The organism is Thalassospira profundimaris, from assembly GCF_003326755.1.
GTDB lineage: Bacteria > Pseudomonadota > Alphaproteobacteria > Rhodospirillales > Thalassospiraceae > Thalassospira > Thalassospira profundimaris_B.
Window position 1 is genome coordinate 56,100 of record NZ_JPWH01000016.1, and the last position, 23,006, is coordinate 79,105.

Below are 23,006 nucleotides of genomic sequence, written 5' to 3' on the forward strand. Positions count from 1 at the left end.
GATTGGGGGCGTTTTGAACACTATTCCCGGTAATCCGCCACTGGGCGATGCGTCGGGGTTTATATCCCCTGAATTATGGCGCAAGCTTTCATCGGCACGGTCTTTTTCGGACCTGGCCGATGGCTGGATTGATTTGTGTCGTGCCAACCTGGAACTTGTTCTGGGGGTAAAGCCTGGCGAAATTGTTGTGGCCTTTAACAGTGCCGAAGGTGCCAACAGGCATTTTCGCGTCGCTGCCTATCGGGGTGCCGATAACAGCCCGGGCGCGGCTCTGACACAGGTTGTCCAGCGCAGCCTTGTTGTGCGCAGTGGTGTTGCCACCACCAACCCGGAAATGGGCACCGGCTATGTTTCAAACGTCATTTTTGTTGATGACGATTTGAAAGGCGCGGTTGGCGTTGTTTTGCCAACTGCCGATACCCAGCGCCTGAACCTTGCAATGCGGTGCCTGCAATGGAATGCGGCGTGGCTGGCAGGTTTCTGGCGGGGGGAACAATATCGCGATACCGCCGAAACTGTTGCCTTGCGCTATGGTCAACACGCCAGTTCCGCCCTGCTTTCCTGTACCGACATCGAGGCGGGCGCAACAAGTTGCGCCACTGTTATGGCCGATGACCTTGTTGCCAACCGGGTGACGATTGGCCTGGTCAAGGGGCGGCATGTTCGTATTCTTGGATCTTCTCATACCGCATCGGTAACAGCCAAGAGTGACCGGGTGCATCTGATCGTCGATGCCATGCGCGAGGCGGTTTACCAGAACGCGCCGGTTTATTTTTCCGGTGCTGGCAGCAGTTCGCAAACCGCCACCGAAAGCCATGCTAAGCTGGTGGAAGGGCGCGAAAAGGCGTGGGTGGGGTCCTGGCCGGTAGCATTGCCAGATGTTGCCGATGGCATCATTGTTGTTCAGATTGAATGCAACCTTGATCAAAGTCTGCGTGTTCAGGCTCTTGGGGGTGTTATTGCCGGTTTGGTCGCTCCGGCCTTTGGGCTGCAAATGGCAGCTTCACGCGGCACACTGGACCGTTTTTACCGACGTGCCAACCGGGCGATGGGCTGGGTTTTTGGCCTGCATCATGCCCGTATCAAGGCGATTGCCGCCCTGATCGTGTTGCTGTTTGCCGCCAGCCTGATCATTCATATGCCCTATCGCGTCAGTGCGGAAACCGAAGTACAGGGCCTGGTCCAGCGTGCCGTTCCGGCACCCTTTGACGGCTTTATTGCCGAAGGCCTGGTGCGGGCGGGTGATGTTGTTCAGAAGGGCGATGTTCTGGGTCGCATGGAAACTCGGGAACTGGAACTGCACCGCTTTGAACTGCAAAGTTCGATTGTGGAAAGCCAGCGCAAGATCGAGGCGGCGACAGGCGAACGCGATCTGTCCGAAGCGCGGATTTTGCGATCCCGGATGCAGCAGGCGATTTCCGAACTGGAACTGGTTAAAAGCCAGTTGGCCCGGACCGCGTTGACAGCCCCTTTTAGCGGGTATGTTATCGAAGGCGACCTGTCACAGAAAATCGGATCGCCGGTCAAGGAAGGCGATGTGCTGTTCGAGCTTAGTCCCCTTAACCAATACCGCCTGAAGCTGAAGGTGAACGAAAAGGACATTCGCTATATTGCTGTGGGGCAGGAAGGTGCGTTGCTGCTTCATGCACGGCCCAACAGCCTTGATCAAATTACGGTTGATCGCATATCGCCGATTTCCGAAGCCAGCGACGGCGAAAATTACTTTAATGTCGAAGCCCTGCTGTTAAACCCGCAGCAGGACCTGCAACCGGGTATGCGCGGTGTTGCCAAGGTTGAAACCCAACCGAAATCCATTTTCTGGATTTATACCCATCCGCTGTGGGACTGGATGCGCCTGCAATTGTGGCGGATCCTGCCATGAGCGATATGCTGGCCGCAGAATCCGGACGTGACATGATGTCTTCACCCATGGCACCGGCCCAGCCGTCGCGCTGGGAAACGCTGTCTGGTCTCAGGCCGATGGTGCGCAGTGACATCTCGTTTTTCCGTCATGTCTATCACAATGTGGCCGCCTATATTGCCCATGATCGCCTGTCAAACCGCTACCATCGGCTGACAACCGCGGCACATGCCCTGTTACGCCGGATGGATGGTGTCACGCCGCTGGCCGATATTCGCCGCGACCTTGAGAAGAAAGGTGAAATCGACGCTGATGATGCCGAATTTGCCCAGATCGTTGATCAGTTAAAGTCCCTTGAACTGATCCGCACGGGGGAGGCGCCCAATAGTGCGTTCCTGGAACAGCGTATCGTCAAGGCCCGACGGGCCAAGATGATTGCACCTTTCAAAAATCCGCTTTATGTGCGTATTCCGCTGTTTGATCTGACCCGGGTTCTTGATTATCTCGAACCGGCCATGCGCTGGGTCTTTAGCCCGATCACCGCGTTTCTGTTTTTTCTGCTGCTGGGATCGGCCATTGTTTTGGCAGGGATTCACTGGGACGGATTAACCGAAGGCGGGCTTGACCGGTTTATCAGTGCGGAAAACCTGATGATCGTTTGGTTTGTGTATCCGGTCCTGAAACTGGTGCATGAATTTGGTCATGCGGTTGTTGTGCGTCACTATGGCGGCAATGTGCGCGAACTGGGGTTGATGTTCCTGCTGTTTATGCCGGTACCCTATGTCGATGCGTCATCAAGCATTACCTTCCGCAGCAAATGGCATCGCGCCTTTGTCGATGGTGCGGGCATTCTGGTCGAACTGACAATGGCATCGATTGCCATGTTTGTCTGGGTGGCGGCTGAACCGGGCGTTGTGCGCTCTGTTGCACACAATGTCATGATCATCAGCGGGGTTTCGACGCTGCTGTTTAACGGCAATCCCTTGCAGCGGTTTGACAGCTATTATTTGCTGTGTGACCTGATCGAGATTCCCAATCTCGCACTGAAATCAACCAAGTATTACAGCTATCTGATCAAGCGATACATTATCGGTCTTGATAGTCAGTATGAGTTTGATGCACTGCCCTCCGAACGGCGGTGGTTCCTGTTTTATGCTCCTTTTTCGTTTGCCTATCGCTCGATGATTCTTGTCACCATCGCGATCCATCTGGCGGAAAAGTATTTTTTTGTCGGGGCGTTGTTGGGCGGATGGACCGTTTTTAACATGTTTGCCATGCCAGTGATCAAGGGCAGCGCGTTTCTTCTCAAGAGTCCGACCTTGCAGGGCAAGCGCCAGCGTTCCATTATTCGTGGCCTGATGCTGGCAGCAGGTCTGGTGGCGCTGGCCTTTGTGCCGATGCCCGACCGGATCATGTCGCAGGGGGTTGTCTGGCTGCCTGATGATGCAACGGTCCGCGCGCGTTCAAGCGGCTTTATTACCGAAATTCACCAGCATAGCGGCGCAAAGGTTTACAAGGGCGACCTTTTGATGACCTTGCGTAATGACAAGCTGGTTACGGAACATCGCAAGGTAAATGCCGAAATTGAAGCCCTTAAATTGCAGCTTGATGCAGATAATGCGACAGACCAGGTTGCGGCCTCGATCACCCGCCAGCGCCTGATTAATGCGCAGGAACGCCTTGCCCGCACCGGCCGCGATATTGATGCCCTGTCCATTCGTGCCAGCCATGACGGCATCTTTGAAGTCGGCGTGCCCGAAGATTTAATTGGCCGTTTTCTGCCACGTGGCGGTGAGGCGGGCTTCCTGCTCGAACCGGGCATGACGCCAGTGATCAAGGTGGCGGTACCCGCCGTGGATGGTGATTTGATCCAGGATCATTTGCGCGGTGTTGAATTGCGGTTCGCCAGCCATTTGGGCGACGTGGTGCCAGGTACGGTAAAATCCTGGTCGCCCAGTGCCACCTTGCAATTGCCGAGCCCGGTTTTGTCGCTGGAGGGCGGCGGACCCTTTGCCCTGAAACCCGAGGCCAACAAGCGACCGGAACTGGTTAATCCGGTATTTATCGCAACAATTGATTGTTGTGAAGGATTGACCCCTGAAAATTACGGCGATCGTGCCCATGTAAGGTTCGATTTGGGGTGGGAACCTGCTGCCGTTCTGGTTTATCGCGTTGTCCGCCGTAACTTCCTGAAGAGGTTTGAAGTTTGACTTTATCGTTTCGCCATATTGCTCCGGGGATGCTGGCGCTGTGCCTTTTGTTGGGGGGCACGGCACCGCTTGCTTTTGCACAGGATACATCATCGGCACCTGGCAACCCGGATCCATTTGCGCAATTGCTTGAAAATGCCCGTCAGGGGGCGGAATCAAGCGGCCCTGCTGCCGGGCAGGAACAGAATGTATGCCAGGTAGCGGCGAGCGAACTGGTCGAACTGGCAAGCCCGGTGGAAGGCGTTATTCATGCGATGCACGCCAAACGCGGCCAGCGGGTTAAAAAAGGCGAACTGATTGCCGAGCTTCAGGCCGATGTTGAAAAGGCACAGGTCAATTACGCCCAGGTGCGGGTGCAGTCGCAAAGCAATGTGGCGGCGCGCAAACGTCAGCTTGAATTTGCCGAACGCCGCATCAAACGGACGGAAAAACTGCGCGCTGCCAAGCTGATGACCCAGGAAGAGATTGATACCCTGGAAACAGAACGTGACAGTGCCCGGCTTGATTACGATGCCGCGCGCGAAAATATCGACATCATGAAAGCCGAACTGGCCCTGTCAAAGGCGCAATTGGCCGACCGGATGATCAAAAGTCCGATTGACGGTGTTCTGATCGAAAAGCTGTTGACCGTTGGCGAACAGGTTGACGGCAAGGCGATTGCCCTGATTGCGCAGCTTGATCCGTTATTTGTCGAAGTATCTTTGCCGGTTGCCCAGTTTGGCAAATATCACAAGGGGGAGAAAGTGATCGTTCATTTTGAAGGGCCGCAGATCGGCCCACGTGATGCCGAAATTTCACTGGTTGACCAGATTGTCGAACCCAAAAGCAAAACTTTTGGCATGCGCGTTGTGCTGCCGAACCCGGACCTGGCCATTCCTGCGGGGATTGGCTGTCATATCGAATTCCTGTCACCCAAAAAACAGTGAACAGAACATAATATTCTTGTGGAGAGCATGGTGTTGAAAAAGAAAATCCTCGTTTCGGCGTATGTGCTGGGGATCTCCGCGATCGGTTTTACGGATCGTGCGGGGGCAGAAGATCTTTCGGCGGTTTATCAAATGGCAATGACCGAAAACCCCAATATTTCACTGGCTGAAGAACAGGTCAGTGAAGGGGTTTCGGGCCAGGTAAACGCCTTCATGGGCTATTTGCCCCAGGTTTCGGCAACCTTTGACCGTGAATGGGTCAAACAGCGTATTGACCGTTCGGACAATACGGTGTTTGCCCTTGGCAAGGGCAATTTCGATAACCGCCAGCGCACCTTTCAGCTTCAGCAGCATATTTTTGATTTTGAAAGCATCATGAAGATTGTCGCGTCCGACATGAACCGGATGCGGTTGAAAAAATCGCTGGAAACCGCCAAACTTGATGTCGGTTATCAGACGATTGAAGCCTATCTCAGCACGCTTGCCGCTGCTGATGATGCCCGGCTGGCCCAGATCGAATATGCCTCGATGGCCGAACGCAAGGTGGATATTGAAACCCGCCGTAAACAGGGTCTTGCCACCTCTTACGAGGCGGATCTGGTTGCGGCCCGCCTGGCCGAAGCCCAGGCCCGTATCGTGGCTACCCGCACATCCTATCAGCGGGCTTTTGCCCAGTTGCAGCGCCGTGTTGGCACGCTGCCCGCATCACTTGCCACACTGGCACATAATGTTGAACTGCCCAAGCTGACGGAAACCGATGTTGATCATTGGCTTGATGCTGCCCTTAAAAGCAGTCCGCGTGTTCGGGCGATGGATTATTCCATCGATGAACGTCGCGCGGCCCTGGCTGCCGATGTGGGCCAGGCCATGCCGACCTTTGATTTCATCTTTACCGATACCCGCCGGGATTCCGGTGGCTCGCTTTTTGGTGGCGGCAGCCTCACCCACGAAGGGGTTGCCATGCTGCGTCTGAATGTGCCGCTGTTTAACCCCGGTGGTCAGGGTTACAAGGCCCTGGAAACCAGAAGCCAGGTAGACCAGGCCCGCTACCAGCGTGCGATTTATTTGCGTGAATTGCGTGAAACCGTGACCGGCACCATTAACGAACTGGTCAATGGTCCGGACCGGATCAAGGCGCTGGTTGAAGGTGTGGCAACCCGTCGTCGTATCGTTGATTCGATTAAAATCAAGTTCGATGCCGGCCAGTCGACGGTGATTGACATGCTTGATGAAGATGAGGATTTGTTCGCAATGGAGCGTCAGGCGCTGGCGGCAATCTATAGTCATCTTTTGAATTATGCCCTGATCCATCAGATTACCGGTACCCTGGATGAAGGCCAGATTGCCTCGATCAACCAGCTTCTGGACCCGACCCTGCCGATGATTACGGCAAGCACCGATTTTGCCAATTACACCCACGATACGATGCCGATTTCGGTTCAATAAACCGGTCAGCACACAAGATGTATGTTCCTTCACACCCTTGTTGGCGATGGCCGACAGGGGTGTTTTGTTTGAATTTTTGGCTTTACCGGTTTTGCGACGGAAAAAAGGGTCTTGCCCAGGGCATATAACGCAACCCGAAAACCGCTATCGGGTGACATTGCGCATCTTCTGTCTTGACGGGGGCGGGTTCCGCCCGGAAGGGTTCGTTCCCTGTGCTGGTCTGGCGAAAGGCTTCCAGCACAATACCGATCGTGCAGGGCAGGGCCTTTAGATAGGTTTTTTGGGCAAAAGGAGGCAGGGTGCCGGTACCGGCACCATCCTGCGCCCAGACATGGATACCTGCCGCATTCAGACTGTCCAGCCAGTGGCCATAGGCATCAGGTGTCAATTTGCCACCACTAAAACTGCTGATATGCAGCGGGTGATTTAACCGGGCAGCGAGGCCTCGCAAACGTTCATTGACAATATCGCGTCGGGCCTGCTGGACAAAATTCCAGTCATCCAGTTCCAGGGGAACATACCACCCGGAAATGTCCAGTCCCCAACCTTGGCGGACCCTATCAGCCTGCTTTAACGACAGACCCAACTGATTTTCAAGATAGGCACCGGTCCCGGCAGTATCAATTTCCGACAGCCGGTTGTAATAGGCCGGGTCCATGTGCAGGCCAACAATCAGCGACAGGTGATTGTCCTGCGCAATTTGCAGGCTTTTTGCCAGCCAGCCCTGTTTGCCGCCAAAATCGATTTCACCATAGGATGTCCATTGCACAATGAGTGTGCCATATCCGTTGGCCCGGCTTTGTTGCCAGATGTCTTTCCATTGTGCCGGTGTGATTTGCCGGTCCGTTTCCTGGGGTTGATAAAATAATGCCGGGGTATCTTGGGCCAGGGCCGATCCGGCGAATGCGCACAGTATTGCGGCGATGACAAACACGGTTCGGAAAATGGACATCAGAAATTTACCTCCAGTCCGAACAGAACACCATCAGCCCCCTCATAGAGGTTTCCGCCAAGTGACTTTTGATATTCAAGGCGGGCATGAACGCGGGTACGATAGGCATTGTATTTGTCATCATCGGTATAAAGTTGCCAGCGCACGCCGATCCCGCCGCGCAGGTCCTGGCGCCAGGTGTTATCGGGGTCCTGTGCGCTTGCCTCGACAAATCCATAGGGCATGATTGTTTGTGCCGATTGTGTCGGCAGTTTGAAGCTGTGGCCCTGCTGGAACCGTGACGATGCCATATGGTTGCCCGACCGGGTCCACCAGGACAGATCAAGATTGACGAACCGTTCGTTCCAGTCATTCTGATCCACACGCCAGTCATTGCGATAGTCCCCCTGGTCCAGGAAGGATGCGGTGGCCCGCAGGATCAGATCATTATTGCGTTTATGGGCCCCGTTAAGGTCGCTGATCCCGTCGATCAATTTGTTCGGCTTAAGAATGTCGCCAGCTTTGATACCGGGTACGTCGCTTTTGTTGCGTTCTGTCTGGCTAAACAGTTCACCATAAAGGTTCAGGTTATAATCGCCAAATGGCTTGTAACGCAGGCCAACACCGGTCGCCAGGGTCTGGGCAAAGCGTGCCCTGCCATTTCCGCCGGTCAGGACCCGTCCATAAACCGATATGCTGCTGCCATCACGGTTGGGCTCTTCACCCAGGGCATGGTCCCACAGGGCGGTTTGCACATTTTGGGATGATGCCCGGCGATCGGAACGATTATTTCCCAGGGGTAATTCGGTGGTTCCGGCGGGCGACCAGGTGCTTGCAAGTGTGATGCTGTCACGCCGTTCGAGTGTTTCATGCGCGCGGCGCTGGCGGTAGCGCCGGGCTTCCAGGCTGCCAAAGTCATCGCCCTGTGTGACGGGGTATTGTTCAAGGTCAATGGCAGCTTCCAGTTGCTTGCGTGCGGCCCTGCTATCGCCAACGGCGTTATAACGGTTTGCCAGTGTTTCATGCAGGCGATAATCACTCGGATAGGCCACAACCGCCTTTTCCAGATAGGGAATAGCGGCATTTTGCTGCTTTGCATCGTCAAGGCTGGCAAGACGCATACCAAGATCGGCGATATAACGCGGGTTGTCGGGATCCAGGGTTTGGGCCATCGTCAGCCAGTCGGTGCTAAGGGCGATATCCCCTGCCTTTTGCGCGGTTGCCGATGCCGCATAATAATTTTCGGCATTAGGGGTGTGTTTCAGGGCGTTTTTTTGCCGCTGCAAGGCAAGATCAGGCTGCTTGCGGGCTTCCGCAATGGCGGCCCCCAATGCCCAGTCATTGGCGCGTGTCAGGTTCTTTGCCTGCAGCCAGAACTGTTCGGCCTTGTCGGGCTGGTCTGCTTCAAGGGCGCTGCGAGCCGCGGTCAGGTAGGCATTGCCGGTCATTTCCGCTGGCGGGACCTTTTGCCATATGTTCAACGCCGCCTCCGGGCTGCCACCTGCCTCAAGCGCATAGGCAAGCGCTATGATGCTGCCTGTGTCGCCCAGATCAACCGCTTTTTGATAATAAATCGAGGCGATGCCCGGGGTTTTGTCCATTGCGCATTGGCCAAGGGCGGCCAGCGTAGTGGGCTGATCGGGCAGGCCAGGTGCGTTTTGACGGACGATGTCGCAATGGTTATGGCTTGCAAGCTGCGATAAAAGCACGCCGCGTGTTTCACCCTTCAGGCGGGCAACAAGCTGTTTTATCCGTGCCACGTCATTTGGCCGTATATCCCGGGCGTAGAAAGATGCAAGACGTTGCAATAATCTATGGGGCAGCTTGCCATTATGCTGGTCAAAGGCCTGTTCCAAAAGCTGCCTGGCAGCACCGCGCCGGTTGTTTTTCAGGGCAAGAAAACTTGCCTGGTCAAGTGCGTTTAGATCCCCGTCTTTGCGATAGACCGCCAGCCAGTATTTTTCAGCCGCGGTGTCATCCTGCATATTTTGGGCAAGCTGTGCGCTTAGCGTTAAGGTTTCTATGGTTTTGGGCTGCTGCTTAAGCCAGGCAAGGGCCTCGCTTTCATCGCCCCGGTCACGCAACAGGCTGACCAGCACGTTTTGGCGTTTGTTCTGCCATTGGGCGGGCAGGGATTCTGTTTTCAGGGCGGTGACGGCTTCAAGGCGCTGTGCCAAAACAAGCCAGGTTTTGGGGTCGCTTGCGGCACGGCATTGGGTAAATTGCTGTTTTGCCTGTTCCGGGTTATGGCGCGACAGCCATTCGGCGGTTTCAAGGCAAGGACGGCCGATATTGTTGCTGGTAGTTTGATACAAATTTGTATCACCCGTTGTCTTTGCCAGTTCCCACAGGGTTTGTTGTTGTTCCGGGGCGTTCCGCTGTTTGTCGGGCAGGGCCTTGATCCATTTTTTTGCCAGGTTGATATTGCCAAGGGCAATGGCCCGTTTTGCCAGTGCCAGTTCGGCCTCTGTCTGGCTGGCGCTGTCCGGTGCGCTGGGCAACAGGGCCGTCAGTTCTGTTTCCAGCTGCATATTGGCATAGGCGTTGGCAAGGCGACGCCAGTTATCAGGCGATAACCGGCCCTGATCGGCAAGCGGGGCCAGCGCGGCAATGACGGCGCGCCAGTCATCTAGCTGCTCAGCCCAGATCGCGCGTGCGCGGTGCAGGGCATCACCATCCTGGTCGGGTTTGATGCTATCGAGCCACGCCAGGGCTTTTTCGTCCCCACCCGGTTGCTGCGACAGGCTTTGGGCATAGGCGCGCCAGATTTGTTCACGATCGGCAGTGTCCACAATATGGTTCAGCCAGGTGCGGATGTCGCTTTCGGGGGGTGGTGATGTTTCAATCCATTTAAGGCGCACATCCTGAAGGATTTTGTTTTTTTCCGCGTTATCAGGCAGTTTTTGTGCGCTGTCCAGGGCATCGGCAAAATGATCCTGATTGATCTGGGCCTGGATAATCAGGTGACGGGCTTCTGTATTTTCAGGCACCAGAGACAGCAGATGTGCCATCAGTTTTTCAACATCGGCCCAGTTTTCGTGGGCAGCCGCACGATAGGCGCGGTCAAGATAGGGATAGCTTCTGAACCGGTCAAACGTATCAAGATCTTTTGCCCACGAAGATGATACGGGCACAAACAGCACTATTTGTGTTGCCATAAAAGCCAGCAACAACAGGCGGATTTTGCGATAGCAACGGGTCATGCAGCCTCGCGTGCGAATTGATAGGCGGCATGTTGTTCGTTTTCCTGGTCTTTCAAGGCCTGTTCAAGGCGGTCGCGGGTGATGATTCCCCGCGCGACCAGATGCGCCCCGAGAGATTCTTTTTCCGGGTCATAATCAATCAGCGCCTGATTGAACAGCGCCGACGAGACAATGCCGCGTACCTGCAACAATTCGCCCAGCATGACCTGGTGCTGGCAGATATTTTCGATGCGTTCGGGATTGTTGCAGTTGGCCCGGGCAAATGCCAGAACCGTGCGGGTTTCGTCATTCTGGTGACGGTCACTATACCAGTTGCGCAAGGCCAGCGTGACACGTCCCTGCGGGACGAGGCGGCAGGAAACAGGCTGTTTCAGTTTTCGGCTGATCGCGCCAAGCGATACCTGGCTGATCGGTCGTTCAGAGGCCAGGACCAGGGTGTCGTCCTGCTGTTCGCATGGCGCAACGGCATAGCGTAACGCCAGATGACGGGGGAATTTTTCAATCAGATCGGCTGAAACGGCAAAAGGATTGAAATCCCCCCATTCCATGCCGGCCTGTTCGGCCAGGACCTCGGTCAATTGAATGCTGTTAATCAGCCCGCGCAGCATCAGCTCGCGGCCAAGACGGCGGCGGTGGGGGCTGGTAATGGCGGCTTCAAGCTGTTCGGGGGTCAGGAGGCCTTTTTCGATCAGGCGCTGGCCGATGGGAATTTGGGCGCTGCGCGAAACCGTCGGAAATTCGTGCGACGTTTTATCCCAGGCAACGCGCCGGGAATCTCCTGTTTTGACCACCTGTCGCAGGGCGCGGACATTGGCACAGAAATTGATCAGGTTGCTCCAGATGACACGGGGAACGGAGAGCAGACCCTGATGAATGCCATAGAAACGGGTGACAAAATAGCCGCGCTGCAATAGCCGGTTGAGCAGTAAAAAACCGTTGCATAATAACACGGTATGCAACAGCGGATCGTTGCCAAGAAGCGAGGGAAAATGCCAGGCATCCGGGACCAGGGCCGTAATCAGCCACATGGTCAGGATGACGAGTAGCATGACATTGACCAGCAGGCCCAGAAGGTTGGTCAGCAAACCGCGCCGGTCGCGCCACAAAAAGTAATTGATGATCCCGTACCGGCTCCAGCCCAGATTGCTGGTGCCCTGAAAGACAATGCCGGTAATCCAGCGTGATTTCTGGCGCACGGCATGACCAAAGGAGCGCGGAAAATGTTCGCGGACACAAATGACCTGTGTTGTTTTGCGGTCCATACCGGGCATCCAGCGGGTTTTGAGTGCCAGGCTGGGATCGGAAACCGAGAAACGGGCAAAAATGCAGACCATGCCCTTTTGTTTCAGGCGAAAACCGATATCGTAATCCTCGGTCAGGCTTTGTACGTCAAAGGCAATGCCGTCGCCCTCCTCAAGCAGGGCGGCAATGGCACGGCGGCTAAAACAGGTGCCGACACCGGCACTGGGCACCTGGCCGGAAAGGGCCTCTCGCACGATAACGTCCTTGCCGTGATATTCGGCAAATTCATCGGCATAATGCCCGGCGGTAAAGCCCCACCATTTTGGTGGATAGGGATAAACCGGCACCTGGATCAGGTCCTTTTTGGGTAAAAGATAGTTAAACAGCCGCAATTCCAGCGGCGAGATGACGTCTTCGGCATCATGCAGGATGAACCCGGCAAACTGGATATTTGCCTGATCCTCGAATGTCAGGATGGCATCGATAATGTTGTTGAGGCAGTCTGCCTTGCTGGTGGGGCCAGGGCGCACACAGACAACCTTGTGCACATTGGGAAAATGCGCACAAACCGCATCGACATCGCGCTGGGTTTCGGGGTCGTTGGGATAGGTACCAACAAAAATCTGATAATTCTCGTAATCCAGGGTGGCGGCAGCAAGACGTGCCATTTCACCAACTACGCCCACCTCCTGCCAGGCCGGTACCATGATGGCGAGCGGTTTTTCCGGCACACCATACAGGCGCTTTTGATCGGCCGGGGCATGTTTGTCATAGATGCGGAAATGGCGAAAACACTTGCGTGCCCAATAAACGATGTCGATGAACAAATCATCGATCCCCAGCAGGAAAATCGTACCGGCAAGCAGGATGACGATGATTTTGAGCGCAAAGAAAATATAGATCAGGGTGTCTACTGTCTCGAAACTCATGCACATTCATCCAGTGATTGTGACTGTTTCCATGCCAGCAACCTTTCAAGGATACGTTCACAGGCGCGCCCGTCGCCAAAGGGCGAGTGTCTGGTGGTGAACTCGCGATAATAGGCGGCATCCTCGATCAGGCGGGTTGTTTGCGCGATGATTTTGTCCGGGTTGGTGCCTACCAGCATGGCGCGGTCCTGCAAGCGGCCCGATGGTCTTTCGGTGACATTGCGCAAGACCAGTACCGGTTTGCCCAGGGCGGGTGCCTCTTCCTGTATGCCGCCGGAATCGGTCATGATCAGATAGGCATTTTTCATGAGCCAGACAAAATGGCGATAGTCCTGCGGCGCTGTCAGAATAATGTTTTCACGGTGGCCCAGCATCCGATAAACAACATCATGCACCCGTGGATTCATGTGAACGGGATAGACAAACTGGATGTCGGGATAGCGTTGGGCAAGTGTATCAAGTGCGTGACAGATTTCCTCAAACCCGTGCCCCAGGCTTTCGCGGCGATGGCCGGTAATCAGGATCATTTTGCGGGCGGGGTCAATGCTGGCAAGTGGCGACTGCGGGGCTGGCTGCCAGTTGGTCTGATCAAGGCGTTCATTCATCCACAACAGGGCATCAATGACGGTATTGCCGGTTACAAGGATACAGTGATCGCACACCCCTTCTGCCAGAAGATTCAGTTTGGCCTTTTCGGTTGGCGGAAAGTGCAGGTTTGCCAGTACGGCCGTCAGGCGGCGATTGGCTTCCTCCGGCCAGGGGGATTGCAGATCGCCTGTTCTTAAACCGGCCTCGATATGGGCTACCGGGATATGGCGGTGAAACGCGGCGAGAGAGGCAATAAAACTGGTGGTGGTGTCACCATGTACCAGCACGATATCGGGCTGGTTTTGGTGATAGCTGTGATCAAGTTTGCCAAGCAGCGCCTGCGAGAGACCGTTTAATGTCTGATCGCGCGTCATGACATCAAGATCTTCGTCAATTTGCAGATCAAATGCCTTGATAACAGATGCCAGCATTTCCCGGTGCTGGCCAGTTGAACAGATATGCAGGTCGATGTCGGAACGATTTTGCAGCAGGCGCGCCAAGGGTGCCATTTTAATAGCTTCGGGGCGTGTTCCAAATACCATCATGATCTTGAGGTTCATTTTTCCCTCGTATATTTTTTCTGATATTTGTAAGGGCATTTTTTGGGCGGCGATTTCAGGGTTGGTGGCGGTTTATCTGTTCAGGCTGGGGACTTTCCGGAGTGCGGTCTTTATAATTTAATTAATTTCATCAAACGGCGTGCTATATATTTTGTTCCATATTCGGCGAAATAATGGCTTGATTTGACACGAAAACGACAAAATTTAATTTGATTAATTTTCGACTTTAAATTGTATATTTAATTATATATCTCCGAAAATTGTGCCGTTGTCAAAATCTCAATTCTGACAAATTATTACAATCTTTGGTGGGCGGGCGATTTTGGGTCACATCTTGGCAGGGTGTTTTTAAGTGAATTAAATCACAAAAAGATTCTTTTGATCCGTGGTTTATTTTTAATTGTTTTTTATCGCGCGCAAACCGTGCATTCAAAGGAAAATCACGCCCGATGCAGGAGCAAGGGTTAGAACCATCCTGTAGGTGATAAAGAGTTCGCCGGTGTTCAAAGGCGTGTTTATGATCCCGTCGGGCTGTTCGTTTTCATGAACATCGGTCCGCCACGCCAGCGCGGGAAGCCATAGCCATTTACCATGACAACATCAATGGCATCGTCAGAATGGGCGATACCTTCATTCAGGATTTTATCGCCTTCCCGTTGCATGGTTGCAATGATGGTTTTTATGATCTCGGATTGGCTGAAGGTGCGCCGGACAATGCCTTTGCGGGCTGATTCCTGTTCAATCAGGCGTTTGACGTCAGGATCGGGTTGTGGTGCCGATTGGGCATTGTCATAGCGAAACCATCCCCGCCCGGTTTTACGGCCAAGGCGGCCCTGTTCGCACAGGTAATCGCCCAGGGCGACATAACGTTCATTGGGGTTGCGGGTTGCGGCCTGGCGTTGCCGTGTTTTCCACGAAATTTCCAGCCCGGCCATATCCTGCATGGCAAACAGACCCATTGGAAAGCCAAAATCGGTCATGGCGGTGTCGATCTGTTCGGGATAGGCGCCATCCTCGATCATATATTCGCATTGCTTGCGATAGGCCGACATGATGCGATTGCCAATAAAACCGTCGCACACGCCGGTGGGAACGGCAATTTTGCCAAGCTTGCGGGCAAAGGCCAATGCTGTTGCCAGTGTGTGCGGATTGGCCCCATCGGTGCAGACAACTTCCAACAGTTTCATGATATGGGCTGGCGAGAAAAAATGCAGGCCAATCACCCGTTCCGGGTTAGGGATGCTGTGCGCCAGCGCATTGATATCCAGATAAGATGTGTTTGAGGCAATAATAGCGGTTGAATCAATAATCCTTGCGACGGCGTCAAAGACCGATTTTTTGACCTCGAAATCTTCAAACACGGCTTCGATAACCAATTCTGCCGGAGCCAGTGCCGCGTAATCGGTATTGCCATGCAATTGCGATAATAGCTGGTCGCAACGATCCTGGGAAATGATGCCGCGTTTCAGGCTGCCTTGCAGATGGTTGGTGACATTTTCCCGGCCTTTGGCAAGGGCGGCATCATCGCGTTCGATCATGATGGTTTGATAGCCCGCAAGCAGGCAGGCCGTGGCAATGCCTGCCCCCATCAGGCCACCGCCCACGATGCCAATTATCGTGATGTTGGTGGGGGTAATACCCTTGACCATCGGTAGTTTGGCAACATTTTTTTCCGCCATGAAAATATGGCGTAATGCCCGGGATTGTTCCCCCTCGCGCAAGGAGACAAATTGCTGGCGTTCGTTCGCCAGGGCCTGATCGGCGGGTAGGGCAAGATTATCACGCATGGTTTTAATCGCGATAACCGGAGCGACCGCCCCGCGCGCCTTTTGTTCTGTTTTGGCAATCAGCTTATCCCAGTCCGGTTGTTCCGTGCCGGGTATAGTGCGTTTTGTAAGGGGAATCGGGCAGGGCTGTGTTGCCATCTTGCGGGCATAGTCGATGGTGGTCTGTCGCAGGTCACTCTCGCTGGTTGTGATCTGGTCAATCAGGCCCCAGTCAAGGGCGATAGAGGCCGTGACGGGCTTGCCATTGCTGATAAGTGAAATGGCATTTTCCACGCCAATTAGCCGCGGGGTGCGAACGGTGCCGCCCGCCCCCGGGATCAGGCCCAGATTAACCTCGGGAAAGCCAAGACGGGTTGCAGGATGCGCAATACGATAGTGACAACCAAGGGCCACTTCCAGTCCACCGCCCAATACGGTGCCGTGCAGGGCGGCAACGACCGGGACCGGCATGTCCTCCAGTGCGGCAATAACATCAGGCAACAGCGGCGCACGGGCGGGCTGGTTAAATTCGGAAATATCCGCCCCGGCAATAAAGGTTGTGCCAGTGCAACACAGGATAATGGCCGTAACCGCCGGATTTTGCCGGATACGTGCCAGGGCATCCATCACACCGCTACGCACCGCGTGACTGGTGGCGTTAATTGGCGGGTTGTTGATGTCGATGATGGCAATATGATCGGCAAATTCCAGCGTTACGGCGGGCATTTCAGTCTCCGTCTTCGATGATTCCGGAAAGCAGGCAGCAGGTCATGTCGGATTCAGGATCAGTCAAATCGTCAATCACGGTAAAATGATGCCTGTCCGGTGCGTGGACGCATTGGGTATTGGCCCCAAGACCGGTCCAGATATTCGCCAGAAGATCGCTTTGGCGGACAAATTCCGGTCGTTCGTCGGCACCAACCCAGCAGGTTACGCGCGCCGGTTTGTTCCCGGGGCGGGCCGGCGCCAGAAGGGCCGGGCTTTCACTTTGTGCCTCGGGGGCATCAATATTTAAAACCTGGTTCATTTCGGTATGGCGCAGCGGGCGCAGGTCATGCAAGCCGCTGATCGGCATGACATGGCCGATACGGTCCAGGGTTTGGGAGGATAGCGGACTACCGTCGCAAATCATGCGCGCGGCCAAATGTCCGCCTGCCGAATGACCCGATAGATGAATGGGGCCGTCAATTTCACCCGCAGCATGGTCAATGGCTGTGGCAATTTGTTTGGTGATGGTGGCAAGGCGGGCGTTGGGGGCCAGTGTATAGCTTGGCATGCACACCGCCCACCCCTGTGTGACCGCCCCATTGGCAAAATGTGACCAGGTGGATTTGTCAAATGACCGCCAATAGCCGCCATGTACAAACACCATCAGGCCTTTGGGTGTGCCTTCGGGCAGGAACAGGTCGTATTTTTCACGCGTCAATGTGCCATAGGCAATATCGAGTCTTGCGCGATTGGTTGTTGCCAGTTGATCGCGAAAGGCCTGTGCCGCTTTTTCCCATTTGGGCGGATAGCTGGTGGCATTTTCAATGTAATTGCCATTGGCATAGGCATCGTCCCAGTCTCTGATCATGGCGTGTTTCCTTTTCGATTTTTGCCGTAGCAACAAAGACATGGACCGATTGCAGCAGGGATGCAACTGATCTGTCGCGCAGTCATCCGACGCGATGTTGATAGCAGACTAGCGAAATTCGCAATTATTTTAAACATAAAATATTTATGCTTGAACTAAATCCAAAGCAGGCGTACCGTTTTTGCATTCATCCCATAATGACGGCCTCATAAAGGAGGGATCAGGTGAGAATTGCATGTTTGGGGGGTGGCCCCGCCGGGCTTTATTTTGCCATTTCCATGAAGCTGCGTGATCCTTCGCACGATATCACGGTTTTCGAGCGCAACCGGCCCAATGATACCTTCGGGTGGGGCGTGGTTCTGTCCGATGAAACATTGGGTAATCTGGCAGAGAATGATGCCAAAAGTGCCAGTGCCATTCGGGACAATTTTTCCTATTGGGATGATGTTGCCGTTCATTTCCGTGACGAGAAAATCGTTTCCACCGGGCACGGATTTTGTGGCATTGGCCGTAAGAAACTCCTGATTTTGTTGCAGGAACGCGCGCGCGAAGTTGGCGTTGATTTGCAGTTTGCAACCGAGATTGCCGCCGCATCGGACCTGAAATCGGATTATGATCTGGTGGTTGCCTGTGATGGCCTTAATTCCCGGGCGCGCAGTGAATATGCCGACCATTTCCAGCCTGATATCGATACCCGCAAATGCAAGTTTGTCTGGCTGGGCACGCACCAGAAATTCAACGATGCCTTTACCTTTATTTTTGAAGAAACCGATAAAGGCTGGGTCTGGGCGCATGCCTATCAGTTTGATGAGGAGACGGCGACCTTCATCGTTGAATGTTCCGAGGAAACCTGGGCGGCCTATGGTTTTGGCGAGATGACCAAGGAACAGTCGATTGCCACCTGCGAGGAAATTTTTGCCAAACATCTGGGCGGCCATGCCCTGATGTCGAATGCCAACCATATTCGCGGGTCGGCATGGCTTAATTTCCCGCGTGTTTTGTGCAAAAGCTGGTCGCATGAAAATATCGTGCTGATGGGCGATGCGGCGGCAACGGCGCATTTTTCCATTGGCTCGGGCACCAAACTGGCGCTGGAAAGTGCCATTGCGCTGGCGGAATATTTGCATAGTGAAAGCAGCCTTCCCGCTGCCTTCGCCAAATATGAAGATGAACGCCGCCTTGAAGTGCTTCGTTTGCAATCGGCAGCGCGCAACTCGATGGAATGGTTCGAGGAAGTTGAACGGTATTTTGACCTGGACCCGGTGCAGTTTACCTATTCGCTGCTGACCCGGTCCCAGCGCATCAGCCATGAAAATTTGCGCCTGCGTGACCCGAAATGGCTGGGCGATGCCGAAAACTGGTTTGCGCGTCGCGCCGGTGTGGCCCCCGCCAATGATACCGCCCTGCATCCGATGTTTGTGCCATTCAAATTGCGCGACATGACGGTGAAAAACCGCATCGTTGTGTCGCCGATGGCGCAATATAAGGCCATTGATGGCTGCCCGACCGACTGGCATTTGGTCCATTATGGTGAACGGGCCAAGGGCGGCGCGGGCCTTGTTTATACCGAAATGACCTGTGTTTCACCCGAAGGGCGGATTACGCCGGGCTGCCCAGGCCTGTATGCGCCTGAGCATGAAGCCGCCTGGACGCGCATTGTTGGATTTGTGCATAACGAAAGTGATGCCAAAATTTGCGCCCAGATCGGCCATTCCGGTGCCAAAGGGTCCACCCAGGTGGGGTGGGAGGAAATGGATGCCCCGTTAAAGGATGGCAACTGGCCGATTATGGCTGCATCGGACGTGGCATGGTCGGCGAATAACCAGACGCCAAAGGCCATGACGCGCGCGGATATGGATATGGTGCGCGATCAGTTTGTTGCCGCAGCCCAAATGGCGGATCGCGCCGGGTTTGACATGATCGAAATTCATGCCGCACATGGTTATTTGCTGTCATCTTTTATCACCCCGGTAACAAATCACCGCGATGACGACTATGGCGGCAGCCTTGAAAACCGCATGCGCTATCCGCTGGAAGTGATTTTGGCGGTACGCGATGTATGGCCGAACGAAAAGCCGCTTTCGGTACGTATTTCCGCCAATGACTGGGTGGGGGATGCCGGTATTACACCCGAAGATGCGGTGGAAATTGCCAGAATCCTTAAGGAAAATGGTGTGGATATTTGTGACGTATCGGCCGGGCAGACCACAAAGGATGCACGACCGGTTTATGGCCGAATGTTCCAGACCCCGTTTTCCGACCGTATTCGCAATGAAGCCAAAATTGCCACGATGGCGGTGGGTAATATTTACGAACCGGACCATGCCAATTCCATCCTCATGGCAGGGCGGGCCGACCTGGTTTGCCTCGCACGGCCACATTTGGCAGACCCGTATTGGACACTTCACGCCGCAGCCCAGCTTGGCAATCGCAGCGAGGGTTGGCCGCTGCCTTACCTTGCCGGGCGCGATCAGATGTGGCGGCTGGCAGAACGGACCGACCAGATGACGGGGAAAGTATGATGGCGGGAGATCTTGCCATTCAAACAGCCATCGTTACCGGTGGTGGCAGCGGCGTTGGTGCCGAACTGGCCCGAACTCTGGCGGCAGCGGGGGTAACTGTTTTTATCGCCGGTCGCAGGATGGCGCAGCTTGAAAAGGTTGCCGCAGAAAGCGCGCTTGTTTTTCCGGTTGCGGTTGATGTCACCGATCAGGCATCGGTCGAAGGCCTGATACAAACAGTGGTGAAACAGGCCGGTGCGCCCGACCTTGTGATTGCCAATGCGGGCATGGCCGAAAGCGCGCCGTTTGACCGCACGACGCTTGATGTCTGGCAAAAAAACATGGATGTCAATTTGACCGGGACATTCCATACCTTCCAGCAGGCCTTGCGCGTGATGGATGTGGCAAAACCGGCCCGGCTGATTGCCATTGCCTCGACCGCGGGGCTTAAGGGCTATGGCTATGTTGCGCCCTATTGCGCGGCAAAGCATGGGGTGGTGGGCCTTGTCCGGGCATTGGCGGCTGAATTTGCCAGCAGTGCCATAACCGTGAATGCCATTTGCCCCGGTTTTACCGATACGCCGATGCTGGCACAATCCATTGCCAATATCGCGCAAAAAACCGGCATGAGCGAGGATGCCGCCCGTGCCAGCCTGGCAAAGATCAACCCGCAAAATCGCTTTATTACGCCACGGGAAATTGCCGCGACGGTATTGTGGTTATGTTCGGAACATGCCGGGTCCATCACCGGCCAGGCTATTTCGGTTTCAGGAGGGGAAATATGAAAATGGATGATCCACATCCCCGCCGCGACCCGGCGCAAAAAGATCATGCGGGTGAAACCAGCGACCTTTCCAAGGCGCGGTTGCGGGCCTGGTTGCAAATATTGCGGGTGGCCCGGCAGGTTGAAGGCGAATTGCGCGAAAAAATGCGGGTTGAATATGATTCAACCCTGCCCCGGTTTGACGTGATGGCCGCCCTTTACCGCGCCAAAGATGGCCTGCGTATGAGCGAACTTTCAAAATCGCTGATGGTATCGAATGGCAATGTGACCGGCATTGTCGAACGCCTGGTCAATGAAGGCATGATCACGCGCATTGCCGTGGAAAATGATCGCCGCGCCCTGATGGTAAAACTGACGCCCGAAGGACGGGATGATTTTGCCCGCCGTGCCCTGGTGCATGAAGGCTGGGTCAGTGACCTGTTTGACGGCATGACAACCGAAGATGCCAGCGACCTGATTGCGATTTTGCGCCGGGTGCAAAGCCGAAAGGATGCTTCCCATGACTGATATGAAACAGTTTACCCCGCATCATTTCAAATGGCGGATGGAAGGGGATGTGGCGGTGGTGTCGCTGGACCGGCCAGACCGCAAAAACCCCCTGACATTCGAGAGTTATGCCGAATTGCGCGATATGTTTCGCGCCTTGCCTGAATGCGACGATGTGAAGGCGGTTGTTTTTGCCTCGAACGGGGGCAATTTTTGTTCGGGTGGCGATGTGCATGACATTATCGGCCCGCTTATTGATCGCGACATGAAGGGGTTGTTGGCCTTCACCCGGTTAACCGGCGATCTGGTGAAATCAATGGTGGCATGTGGCAAGCCGGTGATTGCGGCAGTGGAGGGCATTTGTGTCGGTGCCGGGGCGATTATTGCGATGGCATCGGATATTCGCCTTGCCAGCCCGGATGCCAAAACCGCCTTTTTGTTTACCCGTGTCGGCCTTGCGGGCTGTGACATGGGGGCATGCGCCATTTTGCCCCGCATTATCGGCCAGGGCCGGGCAGCCGAACTGCTTTATACCGGCCGTTCCATGAGTGCGGATGAAGGCGAAAAATGGGGGTTTTATAACCGCCTGATTGATGCCGAAACGCTGGAGGACGAAGCCATATCAATGGCGCAGCGCATCGCCCAGGGGCCGAATTTCGCCCATATGATGACCAAAACCATGCTGGCACAGGAATGGAATATGGGCATCGAACAGGCGATCGAGGCCGAAGCCCAGGCGCAGGCCATTTGTATGCAGACCGCTGATTTCAAACGTGCCTATGAGGCCTTTGTCGCCCGTGAAAAACCGGTTTTCAAAGGGGGTTGATGATGGGCGATACCTCGTGGCAGGACTGGCCGTTTTTTAGCGATCATCACCGCAAACTTGCCTGTGATCTGGATACTTGGGCGGCTCGGGAACTCACCGGATTGGACCATGCCAATACCGATGATACCTGCCGGAATTTGGTATCGCGGCTGGCCGCTGGCGGTTGGCTGGATTATGCCACGATTGACCCCAAAAACGCGGCATCGACATTGGATGTGCGCAGCCTGTGTATCATTCGCGAAACACTGGCGCGCCATGACGGGCTGGCCGACTTTGCCTTTGCCATGCAGGGGCTGGGCAGTGGGGCAATTTCGCTGTTTGGCACCCCGGCGCAAAAGGATGAATGGCTGCCGCTGGTGCGCGGGGGCAGGGTTTTATCGGCCTTTGCTTTGACCGAACCGCAATCGGGCTCCGATGTGGCGAATATTACGTTGTCGGCGACGCGCGATGGCGATGATTACGTCCTTGATGGTGAAAAAACCTGGATCTCGAATGGGGGTATTGCCGGGCTATATGTGGTTTTTGCCCGTACTGGCGAAGGGCCGGGGGCCAAGGGCCTGTCGGCCTTTATTGTGCCGGGCGATGCACCGGGCCTTGAAATTGCCGAACGGCTGGAAACCATTGCCCCGCATCCTCTGGCCCGGTTGCGCTTTGCGGGGTGCCGTATTCCGGCGGCCAATCGCATTGGCGAGGGCGGGCAGGGCTTTAAAATTGCCATGTCGGTGCTTGATGTTTTCCGGTCAACCGTTGCGGCGGCGGCGCTTGGTTTTGCCCGGCGTGCGCTGGATGAAACCATCCATCGTGTGCAGAACCGGCATTTGTTTGGTGCCCCCCTGTTTGATTTGCAAATGGTGCAGGGGCATGTCGCCGATATGGCGCTGGACGTCGATAGCAGTGCGCTTCTGGTCTATCGCGCGGCCTGGCTGAAGGATAGCGGCGCGGCACGGGTAAGCCGCGAGGCGGCGATGGCAAAGCTTTTTTCGACTGATCATGCACAATCCGTCATTGATAAGGCGGTGCAAATTCACGGGGGCGACGGTGTGCGATCAGGGCACATCATTGAACGCCTGTATCGGGAGATCCGTGCCCTTCGCATCTATGAAGGAGCATCAGACGTCCAACGAATAATTATCGCACGGCAAACGCTGGCACATACATAATTCAGGGGCTT

The 23,006-nt window shown here is 54.9% G+C and carries 15 protein-coding genes; 9 read left to right on the plus strand and 6 right to left on the minus strand.

The window, feature by feature from the left end; genetic code table 11:
* Positions 1–13: 13 nt before the first annotated feature.
* From TH25_RS17235 to TH25_RS17250, 4 genes are read left to right on the plus strand one after another with little or no spacing between them, the layout of a single operon-like run.
* On the plus strand, positions 14–1,882 hold the full coding sequence (locus tag TH25_RS17235; protein ID WP_114089549.1) for an efflux RND transporter periplasmic adaptor subunit: 1,869 nt from the start codon (positions 14–16) through the stop codon (positions 1,880–1,882).
* Complete coding sequence (locus TH25_RS17240) at positions 1,879–4,071, plus strand: biotin/lipoyl-binding protein (protein ID WP_114089550.1); 2,193 nt, start codon at positions 1,879–1,881, stop codon at positions 4,069–4,071. The genes TH25_RS17235 and TH25_RS17240 overlap by 4 nt, the downstream gene beginning before the upstream one ends.
* Positions 4,068–4,997 carry an efflux RND transporter periplasmic adaptor subunit gene (locus tag TH25_RS17245; protein WP_147253039.1) on the plus strand — a complete coding sequence of 310 codons (930 nt, stop codon included), beginning with the start codon at positions 4,068–4,070 and terminating at the stop codon, positions 4,995–4,997. Before TH25_RS17240 ends, TH25_RS17245 begins: the two co-directional genes overlap by 4 nt.
* Before the next feature lie 33 nt (positions 4,998–5,030).
* Complete coding sequence (locus tag TH25_RS17250) at positions 5,031–6,443, plus strand: TolC family protein (protein ID WP_181847678.1); 1,413 nt, start codon at positions 5,031–5,033, stop codon at positions 6,441–6,443.
* Positions 6,444–6,525: 82 nt separating this feature from the next.
* On the opposite strand, the gene TH25_RS17255 is transcribed toward TH25_RS17250, so the two are convergent.
* From TH25_RS17255 to TH25_RS17280, 6 genes are all read right to left on the minus strand, one after another.
* A complete protein-coding gene (locus TH25_RS17255) occupies positions 6,526–7,395 on the minus strand; it encodes a DUF4434 domain-containing protein (RefSeq protein ID WP_114089553.1) in 870 nt (289 codons plus the stop codon).
* Positions 7,395–10,577 (minus strand): NfrA family protein, encoded by a 3,183-nt coding sequence (locus TH25_RS17260; protein WP_114089554.1) that lies wholly within the window; start codon positions 10,575–10,577, stop codon positions 7,395–7,397. Before TH25_RS17260 ends, TH25_RS17255 begins: the two co-directional genes overlap by 1 nt.
* Positions 10,574–12,748 carry a cyclic di-3',5'-guanylate-activated glycosyltransferase NfrB gene (nfrB, locus tag TH25_RS17265; RefSeq protein WP_114089555.1) on the minus strand — a complete coding sequence of 725 codons (2,175 nt, stop codon included), beginning with the start codon at positions 12,746–12,748 and terminating at the stop codon, positions 10,574–10,576. Before nfrB ends, TH25_RS17260 begins: the two co-directional genes overlap by 4 nt.
* Complete coding sequence (gene wecB, locus TH25_RS17270) at positions 12,745–13,896, minus strand: non-hydrolyzing UDP-N-acetylglucosamine 2-epimerase (protein ID WP_114089556.1); 1,152 nt, start codon at positions 13,894–13,896, stop codon at positions 12,745–12,747. Before wecB ends, nfrB begins: the two co-directional genes overlap by 4 nt.
* Positions 13,897–14,411: 515 nt before the next feature.
* Entirely contained in the window at positions 14,412–16,388 is a 1,977-nt protein-coding gene (locus TH25_RS17275) for a 3-hydroxyacyl-CoA dehydrogenase NAD-binding domain-containing protein (protein WP_114089557.1), read from the minus strand.
* Position 16,389: 1 nt separating this feature from the next.
* Positions 16,390–17,238, minus strand: a complete 849-nt coding sequence (locus tag TH25_RS17280) for an alpha/beta hydrolase (RefSeq protein WP_114089558.1) — start codon at positions 17,236–17,238, stop codon at positions 16,390–16,392.
* A 224-nt stretch (positions 17,239–17,462) separates the two neighbouring features.
* Here TH25_RS17280 and TH25_RS17285 point away from each other — a divergent pair, with 224 nt between their 5' ends.
* From TH25_RS17285 to TH25_RS17305, 5 genes are read left to right on the plus strand one after another with little or no spacing between them, the layout of a single operon-like run.
* Positions 17,463–19,760 carry a bifunctional salicylyl-CoA 5-hydroxylase/oxidoreductase gene (locus TH25_RS17285; protein WP_114089559.1) on the plus strand — a complete coding sequence of 766 codons (2,298 nt, stop codon included), beginning with the start codon at positions 17,463–17,465 and terminating at the stop codon, positions 19,758–19,760.
* Positions 19,760–20,524: an SDR family NAD(P)-dependent oxidoreductase gene (locus TH25_RS17290; RefSeq protein WP_220151444.1), complete on the plus strand. Its 765-nt coding sequence runs from the start codon at positions 19,760–19,762 to the stop codon at positions 20,522–20,524. Before TH25_RS17285 ends, TH25_RS17290 begins: the two co-directional genes overlap by 1 nt.
* On the plus strand, positions 20,521–21,030 hold the full coding sequence (locus TH25_RS17295; RefSeq protein ID WP_258549201.1) for a MarR family winged helix-turn-helix transcriptional regulator: 510 nt from the start codon (positions 20,521–20,523) through the stop codon (positions 21,028–21,030). The genes TH25_RS17290 and TH25_RS17295 overlap by 4 nt, the downstream gene beginning before the upstream one ends.
* Positions 21,023–21,835 carry an enoyl-CoA hydratase family protein gene (locus TH25_RS17300; RefSeq protein ID WP_258549202.1) on the plus strand — a complete coding sequence of 271 codons (813 nt, stop codon included), beginning with the start codon at positions 21,023–21,025 and terminating at the stop codon, positions 21,833–21,835. The genes TH25_RS17295 and TH25_RS17300 overlap by 8 nt, the downstream gene beginning before the upstream one ends.
* Positions 21,835–22,995, plus strand: a complete 1,161-nt coding sequence (locus TH25_RS17305; protein WP_309471289.1) for an acyl-CoA dehydrogenase family protein — start codon at positions 21,835–21,837, stop codon at positions 22,993–22,995. Before TH25_RS17300 ends, TH25_RS17305 begins: the two co-directional genes overlap by 1 nt.
* The last annotated feature ends 11 nt before the right edge of the window (positions 22,996–23,006 follow it).

Excerpts from the sequence above, each read along its gene's own strand:
- TH25_RS17280 (WP_114089558.1), bottom strand. The coding sequence starts at position 17,238 with ATGATCAGAGACTGGGACGATGCCTATGCCAATGGCAATTACATTGAA.
- TH25_RS17255 (WP_114089553.1), bottom strand. The coding sequence starts at position 7,395 with ATGTCCATTTTCCGAACCGTGTTTGTCATCGCCGCAATACTGTGCGCA.
- TH25_RS17260 (WP_114089554.1), bottom strand. The coding sequence starts at position 10,577 with ATGACCCGTTGCTATCGCAAAATCCGCCTGTTGTTGCTGGCTTTTATG.
- TH25_RS17295 (WP_258549201.1), top strand. The coding sequence starts at position 20,521 with ATGAAAATGGATGATCCACATCCCCGCCGCGACCCGGCGCAAAAAGAT.
- TH25_RS17290 (WP_220151444.1), top strand. The coding sequence starts at position 19,760 with ATGGCGGGAGATCTTGCCATTCAAACAGCCATCGTTACCGGTGGTGGC.
- TH25_RS17300 (WP_258549202.1), top strand. The coding sequence starts at position 21,023 with ATGACTGATATGAAACAGTTTACCCCGCATCATTTCAAATGGCGGATG.
- nfrB (WP_114089555.1), bottom strand. The coding sequence starts at position 12,748 with ATGAGTTTCGAGACAGTAGACACCCTGATCTATATTTTCTTTGCGCTC.
- wecB (WP_114089556.1), bottom strand. The coding sequence starts at position 13,896 with ATGAACCTCAAGATCATGATGGTATTTGGAACACGCCCCGAAGCTATT.
- TH25_RS17275 (WP_114089557.1), bottom strand. The coding sequence starts at position 16,388 with ATGCCCGCCGTAACGCTGGAATTTGCCGATCATATTGCCATCATCGAC.
- TH25_RS17240 (WP_114089550.1), top strand. The coding sequence starts at position 1,879 with ATGAGCGATATGCTGGCCGCAGAATCCGGACGTGACATGATGTCTTCA.
- TH25_RS17305 (WP_309471289.1), top strand. The coding sequence starts at position 21,835 with ATGATGGGCGATACCTCGTGGCAGGACTGGCCGTTTTTTAGCGATCAT.